This window comes from Photobacterium pectinilyticum (genome assembly GCF_024357955.1).
Lineage (GTDB): Bacteria > Pseudomonadota > Gammaproteobacteria > Enterobacterales > Vibrionaceae > Photobacterium > Photobacterium pectinilyticum.
Genome location: NZ_JANEYT010000001.1, coordinates 1 through 15,828, shown reverse-complemented (window position 1 = coordinate 15,828; position 15,828 = coordinate 1). Strand labels below are relative to the sequence as shown.

Below are 15,828 nucleotides of genomic sequence, written 5' to 3'. Positions count from 1 at the left end.
GACGCCGGGCTGATCTCACTTTTATAGTTCTGGGCAGTTTACGCAGAAGGAATATTGCCCTTTTGGATCGTTGAAGTTACCAAGGGTGGAGAGATCTGTTACTACTTTTTGTGTGACAGGTTGCATTGCTTCAGGCAGCTCACCCCACACCAGTTGGTGGAAGAATACCTTAACTTCAGAGCTGAATTGCTGTATGAACATCTCTGCAGTACTCAATGGCTTGGCCATCCAACGAACCTCGTAGTCGTCCCCTAGCGTCGCCAGTTCAGCGGCACTGGCGATGGCATCATCAAAGTCTCCAAGCTCGTCAACTAAGCCAAGGGCAAGGGCATCTTTACCTGTCCACACTCGACCTTGTGCAACGCTATCTGCTTGCTCAAGAGTCATATCGCGGTATTGGCTAACCAAACCGATGAAACGCTGGTATCCATTTTCGATACCAAGCTGGAAGATGTCAGCAATGCCCTGCGGTAACTCGCGGGTAACCCCGACGCCCGAGAATGGGGTCGTGCCAACACCATCGCTGTAGATCCCCATTTTTTCCAATCCTTTCTCGAAAGTGGTCAGGATGGCAAAAATGCCGATCGAACCGGTGATCGTGGTTGGTTGGGCCATGATTTTGTCAGCAGAGGCCGAAATCCAGTAACCACCAGATGCTGCGACACTCGACATCGAGACCACAACAGGTTTGCCAGCCGCTTTTAGTGCATCAACTTCGTTGCGGATCACTTCCGAGGCAAAGGCACTGCCTCCTGGGCTATCGACACGAAGAATTACAGATTTAACCTTGTCATCAAGGCGGGCTTCACGCAGCAGGGCTGCCGTAGTGTCACCACCGACGTTGCCTCTCTGTTGGGTGCCATCCATGATGGCACCACTGGCTACCACAACAGCAATTTGGTTGTCGCTCGGCAGCTGGATATCACCAATTGTAGGCTGGTAATCGTAGTAACTGATCTGATTGAAGCTGTGGTCGTCGTTTTCGCCAAAGGCGTTGACGAGTTGCTGGCGAAGCTGCGGACGGTTGACGAGTTCATCGATTAAGCCCATTTTTTTGCTTAGTTGAGCAAAGTCACCGTCGACACTTTTCAGCTCGGTTACAAACTGATCAAGTTCAGGTGTCAGTGTGCTGGCTTCAATCTGGCGGTTACTGGCAACGTCAGAAGTGTAAGCGCCCCAAAGCTGGTTGAGCCATGCGGTGTTTGCCTCTCGGGCTTCGTCAGACATGCCGTCCAAAGTGTAAGGTTCGACAAAGGATTTGTAGGTGCCAACACGGAAGACATGGGTATTGACGTCCAGTTTCTCGAACAGAGTCTTGTAGTAAAGGGTATAGCTGCCGTAACCGGTTAACATCACACCGCCATCAGGTGACATGAAAACTTTATCGGCGAAGCTCGACAGGTAGTACTGGCTTTGCTTGTAATGATCGCCAATGGCATAAACCGGTTTGCCTGATTGCTTGAACTCCTTTAGCGCCTTGGCGATATAGCGGAGTTTGGTCAGGTTAGTCTCTTGCATATCACGGAGATTGAGGACCAGTCCAGTAATACGCTCGTCAGTGGCTGCGGTACGCAGGGTGTCGACAATGTCGAATAACACGTTTTCTTGTGTCTGCTCATTACCAAAGGCACTGCTGGTGAGGCTATCTAACGGGCTTGTATTGGTACGCTGTTCGACGATCGGCCCTGAAAGGTCTAAGACTAATGCTGCCTGCTCCGGTAACTCTGGTTCTTTACCGCTTTCGGTAAAGGCAAAGAAAAGCGCACCGATGATAATGAGGAAAAGTAGGTTGATGATCAGCTGACGAGTAAAGCTGATTAGTTTCCATACCCAACGGAAGAGTTTTCCAATTCCTTTAAAGATCACTTTCATGAAGGTTCCTGATTTTTCGCAATGGCCTTTGGCCTGCTTGTTTCGCAATTTATATAAGATTGGACGTAATAATAATGGTTTAGTTCTATGCTAACCGAGTAATCAAGTAATTACAGTAATTAATCGTATTGGGTGAACCGTTTAGCTAAACAAATGCAGGATAGTTATCGATCAATATGTCGATGCATTATTTTTACGAATAGTTAGATCCAAATCAATATATTGTTGCGTTTATGTAAACGATTGTTTGAAATATGTTTGCCTGATTCGTATACTGGTCAGACCATAACTATATAAAGAATGGAAGCCATGGACGATAAATCTTACCCTCATCTGTTAGCGCCGCTAGAACTTGGTTTCACTCAATTGCGTAATCGTGTGTTGATGGGATCGATGCATACTGGCCTGGAAGAATCCCGCGATGGATTCAAAAAACTAGCTGCTTTCTACGCTGCCAGGGCCAAGGGCGGTGTCGGGCTCATTGTTACCGGCGGTTTCTCTCCGAATTTTCGCGGTCGTCTTCACCCGCTAAGTGCCGAGTTCAGTTCGGGTCGCGCCGCCAGGGCGCACCGGGTGATCACCGATGCCGTGCATCAAGAGGGTGGGAAAATAGCCTTGCAATTGCTCCATGCCGGTCGTTATGCCATGCATCCTTTTGCCGTCAGTGCGTCGGCAATTAAGGCGCCTATTTCAAAATTTACGCCCAAGGAAATGAGTACCCGACAAATTAAAAAAACCATAGAGGCCTTTGCCCGCAGTTCAGAGCTGGCTCGAGAGGCGGGGTATGACGGGGTTGAGTTGATGGGGTCGGAAGGGTACCTAGTCAACCAGTTTATCTGTAAGCGTTCGAACCATCGCTATGATGAGTGGGGCGGGAGTTATGAAAACCGCATGCGTTTCCCGCTTGAATTGGTCAAAGCGGTTCGCGCCCGGGTTGGCCGTGACTTCATCATTGTTTTCCGCTTGTCGATGCTCGATTTGGTCGAGCAGGGCAGTACCCATGAAGAAGTGGTGTTGCTTGCTAAGCAACTAGAACAAGCTGGTGTGACGATCCTTAATACCGGGATTGGCTGGCACGAGGCAAGGATCCCAACTATTGCTACCCAAGTGCCAAGAGCGGCCTTCGCGTGGGTGACAGAAAAGCTTAAGTCTGAAATTTCGATTCCTTTGGTGACCTGTAACCGGATTAATACTCCGCAGGTGGCCGAAGACATTTTATCTAGTAACCAAGCCGATATGGTGTCGATGGCTAGGCCGTTCCTTGCTGATCCGGATTTTGTGGTGAAAGCTGAACAAGACAGGGCGGATGACATCAACACTTGTATTGGTTGCAATCAAGCCTGTTTGGATCACGTGTTTGTTGGTAAGCGGGCCAGTTGTTTGGTTAACCCGCAGGCGTGCTACGAAACGGAATTGGTATTGTCTCCGACAGCGGGTCAGCGACGTATTGCGATTGTCGGAGCAGGGCCTGCTGGCATGGCGACGGCAGTTGCTGCTGCCGAACGGGGCTTTGACGTCGACTTGTTCGAGAAGAATGATCACCTTGGCGGACAGTTCAATCTTGCGATGCAGATCCCGGGTAAGGAAGAATTCAAGGAAACAATCCGTTACTTCAGTCGTCGTCTTGAGCAAACTGGCGTGAATGTGAAGTTAGGGCAAGCGGCTTCGGTTGATGAACTGAGCGGATATGATGAAGTAATTGTCGCGACAGGTGTTCAACCACGCCGTCCTCCTATTCCGGGTATTGACCATGAGAAGGTGATTGATTACCAAACCCTGATCCGAGACAAGGTAGAGTTGGGTTCGCGAGTGGCTGTGATTGGTGCTGGTGGGATCGGTGTTGATGTGTCTACGATGCTGACAGAGCCTGAGCACCAAAACTTGGACGACTGGCTGAAAGACTGGGGAATTGACAAGTCGATTGAGCATGCTGGTGGTTTGTATCCCCATGAAGAGTATGTAAGCCAGCGACAGGTGTGGTTGATGCAGCGTCGTCCGGGCAAAATGGGTAAAGGGCCGGGTAAAACCACGGGTTGGATCCACAAGAAAGTGTTGGAAAAGCGCGGGGTTGAGCTGCTCAGTGGGGTGGGCTACGAGAAGGTTGATGATGAAGGGTTGCACATTACTGTCGAAGGCCAATCGCGGGTATTGGATGCCGATCATATTGTACTGTGTGCTGGGCAGACGTCTGTCGATGAGCTCTCTGATGCGCTCAAGGCCAAGAACATCAATGTCCATGTGATTGGTGGCGCTGATGTCGCTGGTGAGGTTGACGCCAAACGGGTGATCCGCCAAGGTGTTGAGTTGGCGGCGAAGTTGTAGGAACCCGTTTGGCAAGAGCGGCCATAGGCTCGGGGCAATAGGAACAGCAAAAGAAGTTGGGTACCGAGAAAAGCGTACCCAGCGCTTTTTCTGAAATGTACATATTGCATTGACACTCGTACAGATCCCCCCTTTGTTGTCTTGAGTTGCCAATAGCCCATTCATTCTTAATGGATTTAGTTTGAACAAACTATGCTACCGTCTATTGTGACTACTGATTTTTACGAGGTTGTTATGGACGCACTTACCTTATTGCTCAACCGTCGGTCGCTGCCCAAAATGGTGGCACCCGCGCCACAGGGAGAAGCATTGGACGCCATTCTCCGTGCAGGACTGCGAGCACCGGACCATGCCGGTCTGACGCCTTGGCGGTTCATTGTGTCTCATGAGGGTGGTGTTCAAGGCGACAGTCGACAAAAGCTTGCCGATATCTTTGTTGAAGCCGCGAATAGTGAGGGGGCTGATGAACTTACCTTGCAAAAAGCGAGTAAAGCCCCTTTCAGAGCACCGATGGTCATAACGGTAGTTGCTAAAGTCTCTGAGCATGACAAGGTGCCAGTGATTGAACAGCATTTATCGGCAGGATGCGCGGTACAGGCGATGCAACTAGCGGCGGTCGCTCAGGGCTTTGCCGGATTTTGGCGTACCGGTAAATGGGCCTATCATGCTGTTGTGAGGCAGGCTTTGGGGGTACAGGGTGATGATATGATTGTCGGTTTTCTGTACCTGGGGACCCCGGGATGCCGTGATGCTAAAGCGCCGGGGCGGGATCTCAGCCAATTTGTTGAATACCTATAGCCGCTATTATATTGATTGAAAGGGGAAGCCAATAGGTTTCCCCTTTTTGATCCAGGTTGATGACAGGATCTGGCAGCAGGAGTAGAATTTATTGCTCTTGTCAATTTACCGGAGCGTGTCATGGAAAGTGTTCGCCTAACCCAATACAGCCACGGAGCAGGATGTGGTTGTAAAATATCTCCTCAAGTTCTTGATACTATTCTACGAACGCAGTTCGCTCCGTTTGCCGACCCTAATCTGCTAGTGGGTAATGAAAGTAAGGATGATGCCGCGGTATACGATCTCGGCAATGGTACGGCAGTGGTCAGTACCACGGACTTCTTTATGCCTATCGTTGATGATCCGTATGACTTTGGCCGTATTGCGGCAACCAATGCAATTAGCGATATCTACGCCATGGGCGGTAAACCTATCATGGCTATTGCTATCCTTGGTTGGCCGATCAATGTATTGGCGCCAGAAATTGCTCAGCAGGTGATTGAAGGTGGGCGTGCCGTTTGCCGTGAAGCAGGAATTTCATTGGCGGGCGGCCATTCGATTGATGCACCGGAGCCTATTTTCGGCTTGGCGGTAACCGGTATTGTCGATACTGATCGCGTCAAGCGTAACAACCAAGCGGAAGCGGGCTGTCAGCTTTATTTGACCAAGCCACTTGGTATTGGTGTGCTGACAACCGCAGAGAAAAAATCCAAGTTGCTTGATGAACACCGTGGTTTGGCTCGTGACTGGATGTGTCAATTGAACAAACCCGGTGTTGATTTTGCTAACGTAGAAGGCGTGAAAGCCATGACTGACGTGACTGGCTTTGGCTTGATGGGGCACCTCAATGAAATTTGTGAAGGTAGCGGTCTGAAAGCCAAGCTTGATTTTGCACAGGTACCGAGCCTTCCGGGCGTATTTGATTATATTGAGCAAGGCTGTGTACCAGGTGGCACCGGGCGCAATTTTGCTAGTTACGGCCACCGTTTGGGGGGGATGACCGATCAGCAAAAAGCCTTGCTTTGCGATCCCCAGACATCTGGTGGTCTGCTATTAGCTGTCGCACCTAATGCGGAGGCCGAGGTCAAAGCCTTGGCACAGCAACATGACATTGAACTCAATGCTATTGGCGAGCTGGTTGCAGCTGCAGCCGATGACACTGTACTGATTGAGATTTGCTAAGTATGTCTCGCCCTAATTGCCAAGATTTCCGCCAGTTGTTAATCAACGATACGCCGCTGATGGATATGCGTGCGCCGGTGGAGTTTGTACAAGGTGCTTATCCTTCTTCCCGTAACCTCCCTTTGATGCTGGACGAAGAGCGTAAAGCGGTAGGGACATGTTACAAAGAACAAGGTCAGGAAGCGGCGATTGCCCTCGGCCATGAATTGATCAACGGCGAGGTTAAAGCCGAGCGAGTCGCGCAGTGGAAAGCATTTTGTGAGGCTAACCCAAACGGCTATCTGTATTGCTTCCGCGGCGGTTTACGTTCGCGTATTACCCAGCAGTGGCTGAAAGAAGCGGGTATTGATTATCCGTTTATCGAGGGTGGCTACAAGGCGCTGCGACGCTTCTTGATCGAGACTATCGATGATGTAGCCACCAAACCGATGACCTTGATTGGTGGTAATACTGGTTGTGGCAAGACGATCATGGTCAATGAGCTTGCCAATGGGATCGATTTGGAAGGCGCAGCAAATCATCGTGGTTCGTCATTTGGCCGCTATGTATCAGCTCAGCGTACCCAGATTAATTTCGAAAATGTGCTGGCGATATCCATGCTTAAGAAGCAAGCAGCGGGCGTGTCGCACTTTGTCTATGAAGATGAAGGGAAGATCATCGGATCGGTCGGCGTGCCTTTGCCTATTGTCCAGGCGATGAAGGCTGCACCGATAGCGATTGTTGATGATCCACTCGATGTCCGACTGGAACGATTGCTGGACGACTACGTGGTTAAGATGCAACGTGATTTCTGTACTGAATTCGGCGAGCAAGAGGGCTGGGAGCGTTTTACCCAGTACCTTGAGCACGGTATGTTCAGTATCCGCAAGCGCCTTGGCTACCAGCGCTACGAGAAGTTGCTACTGGTACAGCAGCAGGCTATTAAGGTCATGCAGTCCAGTGGTGAACTGTCAGGTCATTATGACTGGCTTAGCTTGCTGCTCGAGCAGTATTACGATCCGATGTACACCTACCAGCTAAGCAAGAAGGCAGAGCGCATTGCCTATCGTGGCGAATATGCCGATGTTAAAGCTTGGTTGGCAGAAAATTGCGCTTAAGCTCATAAGTACAAGCCCAGCACCAGTGACTGGGCTATTTTTTCACAACGTCAACCTGTATCTATATCCAGTATTTTCTTGTTCTCACCGCAGTTTTTTCTTATAGTTCAGCCAATACTTGCCAACGTTATTCAACTGAATTCCAACTATGTCTCGTCTATATATTGCAGAAAAGCCCAGCCTCGGGCGTGCCATTGCCGCCGTGTTACCTCGGCCCCACAAGAACCATGACGGTTATATTGAAGCGGGCAACGGTGATATCGTCACTTGGTGTATCGGCCATTTACTCGAACAAGTCGAGCCGGATGCGTATGACGAGAAATACAAAAAGTGGAATATCCTCGACTTGCCGATAGTGCCGCAGCAGTGGCTGTTGACGCCCCGTAAAACAGCCAAGAAGCAGTTGGGAGTGGTAAGGAAGCTCTGCAAGCAAGCTGGGGAAGTGATCCACGCGGGTGACCCGGATAGAGAAGGCCAACTGTTAGTGGATGAGGTGATTGACTACGTCAATTTAGCCCAAGGAAAAAAAGCGGCGATGCAGCGGCTATTGATTTCCGATCTCAACCCTGCCGCAGTGAAGCGTGCGCTGGGGAAACTGCGTAGCAACCGCGATTTTATTCCGCTGTCAGTATCGGCACTGGCCCGCTCCCGTGCCGACTGGCTGTATGGCATGAACATGACTCGTGCTTATACGTTGCTTGGCCAAAAAGGAGGTTACCGAGGGGTGCTATCTGTTGGCCGAGTACAAACGCCGGTACTGGGCTTGGTTACCCGTCGCGATGATGATATTGCCAACTTCATACCTAAACCCTTCTATGAGCTTTTTGCCTTGATCCCATACCAGCAGCAGGAGATCCGTGCGAGGTGGAAACCGAGTGAATCGTGCAAGCCTTGGCAGGATGAAGATGGCCGGATACTCAACCGCAAGCTTTGTGAAAACGTGGTCAGCCGAATAAAAGGCCAGCCAGCAGAAGTCACAGCGTCCGAGCGCAAGGAAACCCGTCAGGCACCGCCTTTACCGTATTCATTGTCGGCCCTTCAGATTGATGCCGCTAAGCGTTTTGGTATGAGTGCGGCTGATGTCCTAGCAACATGTCAGTCATTGTATGAGAAGCACAAAGTTATCACATATCCACGTTCTGATAGCCGCTATCTGCCAATGGATCATTTCAAGCAGGCCGGGGATGTTTGCCAAGCGATTGCTAACACCGATAGCAAACTATTGAATGCGGTTGAAGGGGCCGATACCAGCCTGAAATCAAAAGCCTGGAATGATAAAAAAGTCGATGCCCACCACGCGATTATTCCGACCCCTAAATCAGTCAATAGCGCGAGCCTAAGTGGCGGTGAGCAGAAGGTATATCAGCTGATCGCAAGGCAATACTTGATGCAGTTTTACCCGGCTGCGATATACAGCGAAGCCAAGTTGGAGTTCACGATAGCTGGTGGGTTGTTTGTTGCGCGCGGTCGACAGTTGATGTCAGCTGGATGGCGTGCATTACTGGGGCGGGATGAACCGACAGATAAAGAGGCCGATTTGGCTGATAAAGTCCCCCCGCTTGAAAAGGGAACGGTACTAACCTGTCGTGATGGTGAGATCCTGGACAAGATGACCGAACCGCCAAAAGCCTTTACTGAAGCAACCTTGTTACAGGCGATGACGGGGATCGCCCGCTTTGTCTCTGACAGTTCGTTGAAAAAAATTCTTCGCGATACCGATGGCTTGGGTACGGAAGCTACCCGAGCCGGGATCCTCGATATTCTGTTTAAAAGGCAGCTATTGATGCGCCAAGGCAAAAGCATCCACGCGACAGAGGCGGGCAAAGGCTTGATCTATGCCTTGCCAAATGAGGCGACTTATCCGGATATGACGGCACACTGGGAGCACCAGTTGCAGGATATGGCCGATAAAAAGTGCGCTTACAAGCCTTTCATGGATGCGCTGGAAGTGCAGGTCACACAATTGATGGAAAAGGTGAAAACCAGTGAGGTTCCCCAGAGCCTACGTGACTTGAAGTCACCAGAACCATTTAAGAAGCGCCGTTATAGCAAAGGTAGCGGTAAGTCGCCAACGAGAAGCTCTTCTTCTGGTAAAGTACGTTCCCCTCGTCGTCGTGCTCCGAAAAAAACGGACTAGGGAAGTAACTCGTGATTAAAATCGTTAATGTAGTTATTCATGAATAGCTGATTACGGCCGCAGGATTTGGCTTCATATAGTGCATTATCGGCGAGTTTGAAGAAGGTATCGGCTGAATTATTGTCCGAAGGCGTGAGAGTGCATCCGCCAATACTGATGGTGACAATGTCGGTAGTGTCGCTATTTTGTGTTCTCCTCGGTAGAGCGAGCTCCCTGATGGCTTCCAGTGCCCGTTCGGCCGCATATTGCGCCGCATGTTGGTCTTGGCCAGGCAGTAGCAAGACAAACTCTTCGCCGCCGTAGCGGGCAAAAAGCGCGCCTGCCCGTCGCTCTAAAGGGGCCAGCGTCGCAGCAATCATTTTTAAGCACTGATCGCCCGCAGCATGGCCGAAGCTATCGTTATAGTCCTTGAAGTGGTCGACATCAATAATCAGTAGCGAAATTGGTAGGCTATGTCGTTCGGCCCGTCGCCACTCATCAAAAAAACGTTCATCAAACTGACGGCGATTGGCCACTTGAGTTAGTGAGTCTTCGCGGGAGACTTTTTCTAGTTTTTCGTTGGCCTGCTGCAAAGCTTGGGTTCGCTCGGCTACTCTTAGCTCCAGTTCGGTATTGAGCTGGATAAGTTTCTCTTCAGCTTGGCGTCTGACCAAGTGTTGGGAGACAATGAAGGCAAATTGCTTGAGTAACTGGTGCAAATGGGTCGGCAGCGGCATCCCACTGAGTAAGTTATCACAGGCTATCCAGCCAATCGGCGTATCTTCATCCCACAAAGTTATATAGGCACTCCAGCCGAATCCGACCACCATGAGGTTATGGTACAACGGGGTGTTTTCCTCAATTGCTAAGTATTCTTCGTTTTTCTGTAGTGGATTTACCGAAAACCACAGGTCAGGAATTTCCGTCTCAAAATAATGCTCATTGACTGTATTCCCATGAACGTCGGTACCATAAGTACCTTGCATTCGGTTGCCAGGTTTGAACAGGAATATCGCCATCCTGTCGATGTTGAGTTGCTTTTTTGCTTCATCAACAGCAGTAAAGAGCATGCTGTTGAGCGAGTCGGCACGCCATAGCCTGAATGAGATGTCATGCAGGGCTTGGAGCTGTTTCTGCAAGCTGTGCTGTTCGTGCTGACGAATCTTGAGCTCCCGCTCAGCAATACGCCAGCTGCTGTGCTTATCTTGGATGATGGCATCAGTCATCGAGGTACTGAGTTCAGAGGCAAGTAAAACACCCAGAAAGCTGAAGTCCTTGGCTTTAAATTGTTTGGATACCCTATTTTGGGGAAAATCGGCAATGAAGCAGCCGATGATCGTCGAACGCCTTTCTAAGGGGAGATAAAGGCGGTAGGTATTGTTTAGCTCGCGAATAGTAGCCACTTGTAACCGCACGGCTTGAGTGACCTGATCAAATGGAAATATCTTGGTTTCTTGGTATTCAATTGGTGGGGATTGGTAATTGATCCCTGCATTATCTACGGTTAGCAGTATTTTCCATTCAGAGCCGTCTACGACGACCAAGGTGGCATCTTGCACGGAAAAGCTCAACAGTAGGTTCCTGCAAATTTGTTCACAGGTTGCCCTTAAACCGTGTGACTTTCCTGAAAGGGAGATCACCCGATCGTAAAAGTCTTGAATGTGTGAACCTTGCGCCAAGTGACCTTCCCAAATAGTTGATATTAATTCGTGTCATTACCACACTGCAGCTCCCAAGGAACTCCAGTTGTTGTGTATCCGGTATAGTTTTTGGTTGAGTGAAGTCGTAAATGCAGCTTGTGACGTACTATTGTTACGAATTTTTTACGATAAAAGGCTTATGGGTATAGCAAATTAGCGCTTTTCTAACGATTGGTTGACGAAAATGCGACGAACTACACGGATAGGTGTAACTGGCTAATTGCTCAGCCAGCTAAAAGTAAGAGGGTATTGTAGAAGTGGGATGGGGCTAAGTCGTTGCAATAATGGTTACCAAGGCACATCACGGTTACCAAGGTTAATCGTTTACCACGGCAAATAGTTACCCTGATAATCCATAAACAAACCCGAATCGGATGGGGTGAGGTTATCGATGACTTTTTTCAGACCTGCGGCGGATGCCTGAGTATCGATTAGGGCATTGGGTCCGCCAAGTCACAGAAAGTATGCACCTAGTGATATAGAGTAGCTGTAAATGGATCATCTAAAGGAGTTTAAGGATGCCAAAGATTTATAGTTACAGCCGAATATCAAGCGCTAAGCAAAAAAAGGGAACGGGCTTAGCACAGCAGAAAGAAGCAATTAAGCTAGAGGAGCTATCTCAAAAGTACGATTTGCCTATATCGAGTGAAAGCTTTGTTGATGATGGTAAGTCAGCCTACCACGGTGAGCATCTTGATGGCGCACTTGGGCGTTTCATTGATGGAGTGAAAACAGGGCAGGTGAAGCCTGGTTCAATATTGGCTTTGTTTAGCCTAGACCGATTGTCTCGGCAAAATATTGTTGCAGCCCAGAGCTTGTTTTTAAAGCTGATTGAAAGTGGTATCCGAGTTTATTCAGCTATTGATGACAAGCTTTATGGTGAGGGTAATTCTGACTTTACCGATATATTGCTTAGTATGGTCTACCTTGAGCGCGCTCATAATGAGAGCCTGCATAAATCCAACCGAACGAAAGGAAATGCTTTAAAGCTAATTGCAGAGCATCAGAAGGGGGGACGTTCTGAAAATGGTCTGGCATACGCAATTCAATCGGTTGGAACACATGTTTGGTGGTGTTCGGTTGACCCGGTAACACGTGAGGTCAAAGAGCATGAAGTTTACTTCGACATCGCCAAACATGTATGCAAGATGATTTTCGACGGCTATGGCACTGGACGTATTCTCGATTATCTTAATGCCAATTTTCAACCACCAACCACTCGTAAGAGTAAAAAGAATGAGGGGTGGACGTATGCCAGTATTACTAAGATTCACCAAAATCGTTCGTTGATGGGAGAACGAACGATCACCATTGATGGGCAGGAACATACCCTTGCTAATTACTATCCATCGGTGCTTTCTGAAATGGAGTACTTCCGGTTAGTTGATGCTAGGCAGTCTCGTAAAAGGCCTAGAGGTTCAGATAAGCATGTTAACTTCATCACAGGTATTGGAGTGGCTAAATGCGCGCTTTGTGGAGCACCTATAGGTAGTTATAGAAATCGCCATGGCAACATAACCTATAACTGCCTAGGGAAAACCCACAGGAAAACAAACTGTAAAGGTTGGACTTGTGCAGGTGCTCACCTTGAAAGGGAAATCCTGAAACATAGTCGTTTGAGAATGAGTAAGTTCCGCGTCAATAAGCCCAAGGATGATGAAATACATACCTTTAGCAAGCAAATAGCCGACACGGAAAGCAGAATTGAACGTCTAGTTGAGTTAGCAAGCCTGAACGGCGATATTGCGCAAATAAGCCTGAAACTCAATGAGTGTAAAGCTGTTAAGAAAGAGCTAGAAGATAAGTTGGTACTTGCGCAAATTAATGTTGCTAAGGTAGATGGTGATCTCAGTGAACGATGGAAAAAAGTAGCCGATGACGCACTTGATACCTCGAACTATGAAGCAAGGTTAGAGGTGCGAGAATTAATGCAACGGGCTGTTAATGAGATAAAGGTTTGGCCGGTATCGGCGAAAGGGCATAAAAGGAGTTTTGTGGCGAAGCTTGTGTTTAATGATGGTTTTGAACCGTATTCCGTAAGCTTTGAATCATCAAATAAACGGTATGACCCATATCAGGAGGAGAAGCTAACAAAAGGAAAGGTTTATAACGGTTGAAACACGTGAATGACTTAGTACGGAACATACGTGCTTCATGGCGGGTGTAGAGCTCCATATAATTGATGGGTGGAGCTGGCTCGGTGCGTGACTAATCATATAAAAATGCCTTGCAATCAACGCAGTAGCGCCGTGCAAGCTCCGCAGAGGGCGTGACACCCGTTGGTGACCCCTCCTATCCTCAGTCTATCTGCCCGGGCGGGTAGCGCAAGCCGCGGATACACAGTTCCATCTTCCCATCGACGAGTCCCTAGTATTTTTTTGGACGCGGGTTCAACTCCCAGCCTGGAAGTGGGGGGTTAACGGCTAATGTTGCTGTAAGGGAGTTGTAAAATATGTTAAATTATAAGGAGTGCTTATAAAACAATGACTTATTGATGTGTGGTGGAGTCAATGCTAGCCTTGGTAGTATGTTTTCTGTTGAGTTGTGAATGATGGGAAAAAAATATACCGAGAGTGAGAAAGCAAAGTATCTGAATGAATGGCATGCAGCGAAAGCATCGGATAAGACTCTGACAAAAAAAGATTTTGCTAATGAGATAGGCCTCCCTCGTTCAACGCTGGGTACTTGGATTCGAAAAGAAGAAGATAAGCTAGAAAAAGACCAGGCTGAGCGTGAATCAGTCCGAAGGAGTAAGATAGAAAAGGACCGGCTAAATGTCTGGCGGCAAACAGCCCTCTGAAATGCTTAAAGTGATTAGTGTTAATTGATTGTTACTTTACAAAAAAATAAGTTGTTAGTTGATGGTTTAGGAATAGGTATGAACTACTTCGCTGAGGATCCCTTCTAGGTAACGTAAACCTGGAGGGGCAATGAAAAAGTTAAAAAGGCAATACCGAGGTCGGCAAGAGTACAACAGCCGATATAATTCGGAGTGGGCACTGTACCCGAGAGTCCGAAACCGGATATTCAAGCATTTCTCGACCAAGCAGGAGAAAAGCTACTACTTCTTGCACCAAGTGGAATGCAAAGACTATCCCATCAAGCTCAGAGCAGCGAGGGGGAGGGCATTAGCGAACCCGTGGGATGACTACCGCTCGGATGTCTATGAGCTAGCCAGATGCTGGAAGCACAATTCTAAGCGACGGAAGCAATATTACAGATAACCTGTGAAAGCCCTCTTGTAGGGCTTTTTGTTTTCATGTGAACTTGATCGTTCGGTTAAGCTCACTTATGCCCCATTGTGAGTTTCAATAATAAAGTTTAGCCATAATTTTATATTATGTATTAGCTTAGACTTAGCATTGATGATGTCCAGTCTTGCTAAAATCAAGCTGGCTGATTTTCCCTAATTTTTACTTTTATATATAGTTACAAAAAATCAATGGCTTAAAGATGCATGAGCATGTATAAGCATATTAATTTTAATAATCGCTAGAATCACACGGAAGTGCATAATGAACAAGTCACTTATTGCTATTGCTGCTGCATCTACTATTTTGACAGGGTGTGTAAGCGTTAAAAACCATGACGATCTTTTATACTCTAATCAGTTTTCTCATACACATTCTGAGTCCCACAGTGATGCAATGAACATCATGATGAAGGCTTATAATATTGAACCGAAAAACCCGAACAACCTTGATGAGTTCACTGGCGATTACCATAGCCGTTTAGCTCGACGTAGTAACGTCACCAGTGGAACGTTCACTGCAATGAGCTTGTTAAGTGGAGCGAGTTTGGGAAGCAGTTTGCTTTCTGGGTTTGCGACAACGGTAGATGATAAGATGGTTAGAAATGTTAAAAACCCTTCTGTAATTCGAATTATTCCATTAGAAGATGGTTTTGATTTGAATGAGGTAAAAAATCAGAACAATATCGATGTCCTAAATGCTATGGAAAACTCTTTAGAGTCGTTGGGATACCCGACAAAACACTATCAACATACCTTTGAGCATTCTACTTCAGGTTTTATTGGAAGATTCAACGAAAATGCTGACTTCTTTGTTAGGACTGATTTAGATAAATGTGAACAAATTCACTCAAAACTATCGACTGGTAGCTTTACTATTATGGACACAGTACGTAACAACAGAGATCGTGAATTATTTAATTCATGTGCGATCTTCGTTAGTGACCGTGCTTCCCGTTTAGTTCAAAGCTATGATGTTGATACAAATCAATCAAAACTCAGTTATGTATGGACAAGCCTTAATTACTTCGAAGTTTTTAGTGCATGGCAATTCGAGGTGTTTAACTCTTTAGCAATGGATGATAACTCATACTTTTATACACCATCATTCTACTGGATTGACTCTCGTAATAGTTGGGCACAAGTTGATGAAGACACCATGAATCGTGCAATCGAACATGGCATGATTTCACCAACACCAAGATTAAAAGTATTAGATGGCACCAATACAAAGTTGCCATTTAGTCTTGATGATGAAGCTTAATTCCTAAATAAATTAGAATGCCCTGCCACCGTTGTTTAGAGAAGCAGGGCATTTTTATTCTCGGTATATACCCATTTCACAGCTCAATATGTTTGGTGTTTGACTACAATCAATTTCTTCTAGAATCTTTAGATCGCCTTTTTCAAGGTACTTATTCTTATAGGTTCAAGAGTATGCGCCCCATGATCCCACGGGGCGAGTATTAATGAGCGAAGTTCCAGGGCAGTAAAGCGTCGAGATCAGGGTCT

11 protein-coding genes and 1 pseudogene are annotated in these 15,828 nt (G+C 47.5%); 9 read left to right on the top strand and 3 right to left on the bottom strand.

The window, feature by feature from the left end:
* Window positions 1-21: 21 nt before the first annotated feature.
* A complete protein-coding gene (sppA, locus tag NHN17_RS00060; RefSeq protein WP_255040047.1) occupies window positions 22-1,872 on the bottom strand; it encodes a signal peptide peptidase SppA in 1,851 nt (616 codons plus the stop codon).
* A gap of 309 nt (window positions 1,873-2,181) precedes the next feature.
* Here sppA and NHN17_RS00055 point away from each other — a divergent pair, with 309 nt between their 5' ends.
* From NHN17_RS00055 to NHN17_RS00035, 5 genes are all read left to right on the top strand, one after another.
* Window positions 2,182-4,194, top strand: coding sequence for an NADPH-dependent 2,4-dienoyl-CoA reductase (locus NHN17_RS00055; RefSeq protein WP_255040046.1), 2,013 nt, complete (start codon window positions 2,182-2,184; stop codon window positions 4,192-4,194).
* 234 nt (window positions 4,195-4,428) lie between these two features.
* Complete coding sequence (locus tag NHN17_RS00050; protein ID WP_255040045.1) at window positions 4,429-4,992, top strand: NAD(P)H nitroreductase; 564 nt, start codon at window positions 4,429-4,431, stop codon at window positions 4,990-4,992.
* A gap of 120 nt (window positions 4,993-5,112) precedes the next feature.
* Complete coding sequence (gene selD, locus NHN17_RS00045; protein ID WP_255040044.1) at window positions 5,113-6,153, top strand: selenide, water dikinase SelD; 1,041 nt, start codon at window positions 5,113-5,115, stop codon at window positions 6,151-6,153.
* A 2-nt stretch (window positions 6,154-6,155) separates the two neighbouring features.
* Entirely contained in the window at window positions 6,156-7,250 is a 1,095-nt protein-coding gene (gene mnmH / locus NHN17_RS00040) for a tRNA 2-selenouridine(34) synthase MnmH (protein ID WP_255040042.1), read from the top strand.
* A gap of 148 nt (window positions 7,251-7,398) precedes the next feature.
* Complete coding sequence (locus NHN17_RS00035; RefSeq protein WP_255040041.1) at window positions 7,399-9,387, top strand: DNA topoisomerase III; 1,989 nt, start codon at window positions 7,399-7,401, stop codon at window positions 9,385-9,387.
* Here the strand turns inward: NHN17_RS00035 and NHN17_RS00030 are convergent.
* Both NHN17_RS00030 and NHN17_RS00025 read right to left on the bottom strand, forming a co-directional pair.
* Window positions 9,384-10,937 (bottom strand): GGDEF domain-containing protein, encoded by a 1,554-nt coding sequence (locus NHN17_RS00030; protein ID WP_255040040.1) that lies wholly within the window; start codon window positions 10,935-10,937, stop codon window positions 9,384-9,386. The two genes, NHN17_RS00035 and NHN17_RS00030, sit on opposite strands and share 4 nt — an antisense overlap.
* Before the next feature lie 453 nt (window positions 10,938-11,390).
* Window positions 11,391-11,519: pseudogene (locus NHN17_RS00025) on the bottom strand (short-chain dehydrogenase); the annotation flags it as partial.
* A gap of 65 nt (window positions 11,520-11,584) precedes the next feature.
* Here NHN17_RS00025 and NHN17_RS00020 point away from each other — a divergent pair.
* The 4 genes from NHN17_RS00020 (at window position 11,585) to NHN17_RS00005 (ending at window position 15,580) form a co-directional block, all read left to right on the top strand.
* Window positions 11,585-13,183 (top strand): recombinase family protein, encoded by a 1,599-nt coding sequence (locus NHN17_RS00020; protein ID WP_255040039.1) that lies wholly within the window; start codon window positions 11,585-11,587, stop codon window positions 13,181-13,183.
* A gap of 431 nt (window positions 13,184-13,614) precedes the next feature.
* Window positions 13,615-13,866: a hypothetical protein gene (locus tag NHN17_RS00015; RefSeq protein WP_255040038.1), complete on the top strand. Its 252-nt coding sequence runs from the start codon at window positions 13,615-13,617 to the stop codon at window positions 13,864-13,866.
* Window positions 13,867-13,996: 130 nt separating this feature from the next.
* A complete protein-coding gene (locus NHN17_RS00010; RefSeq protein WP_255040037.1) occupies window positions 13,997-14,290 on the top strand; it encodes a hypothetical protein in 294 nt (97 codons plus the stop codon).
* Window positions 14,291-14,581: 291 nt separating this feature from the next.
* On the top strand, window positions 14,582-15,580 hold the full coding sequence (locus NHN17_RS00005) for a hypothetical protein (protein ID WP_255040036.1): 999 nt from the start codon (window positions 14,582-14,584) through the stop codon (window positions 15,578-15,580).
* Window positions 15,581-15,828: the final 248 nt, after the last annotated feature.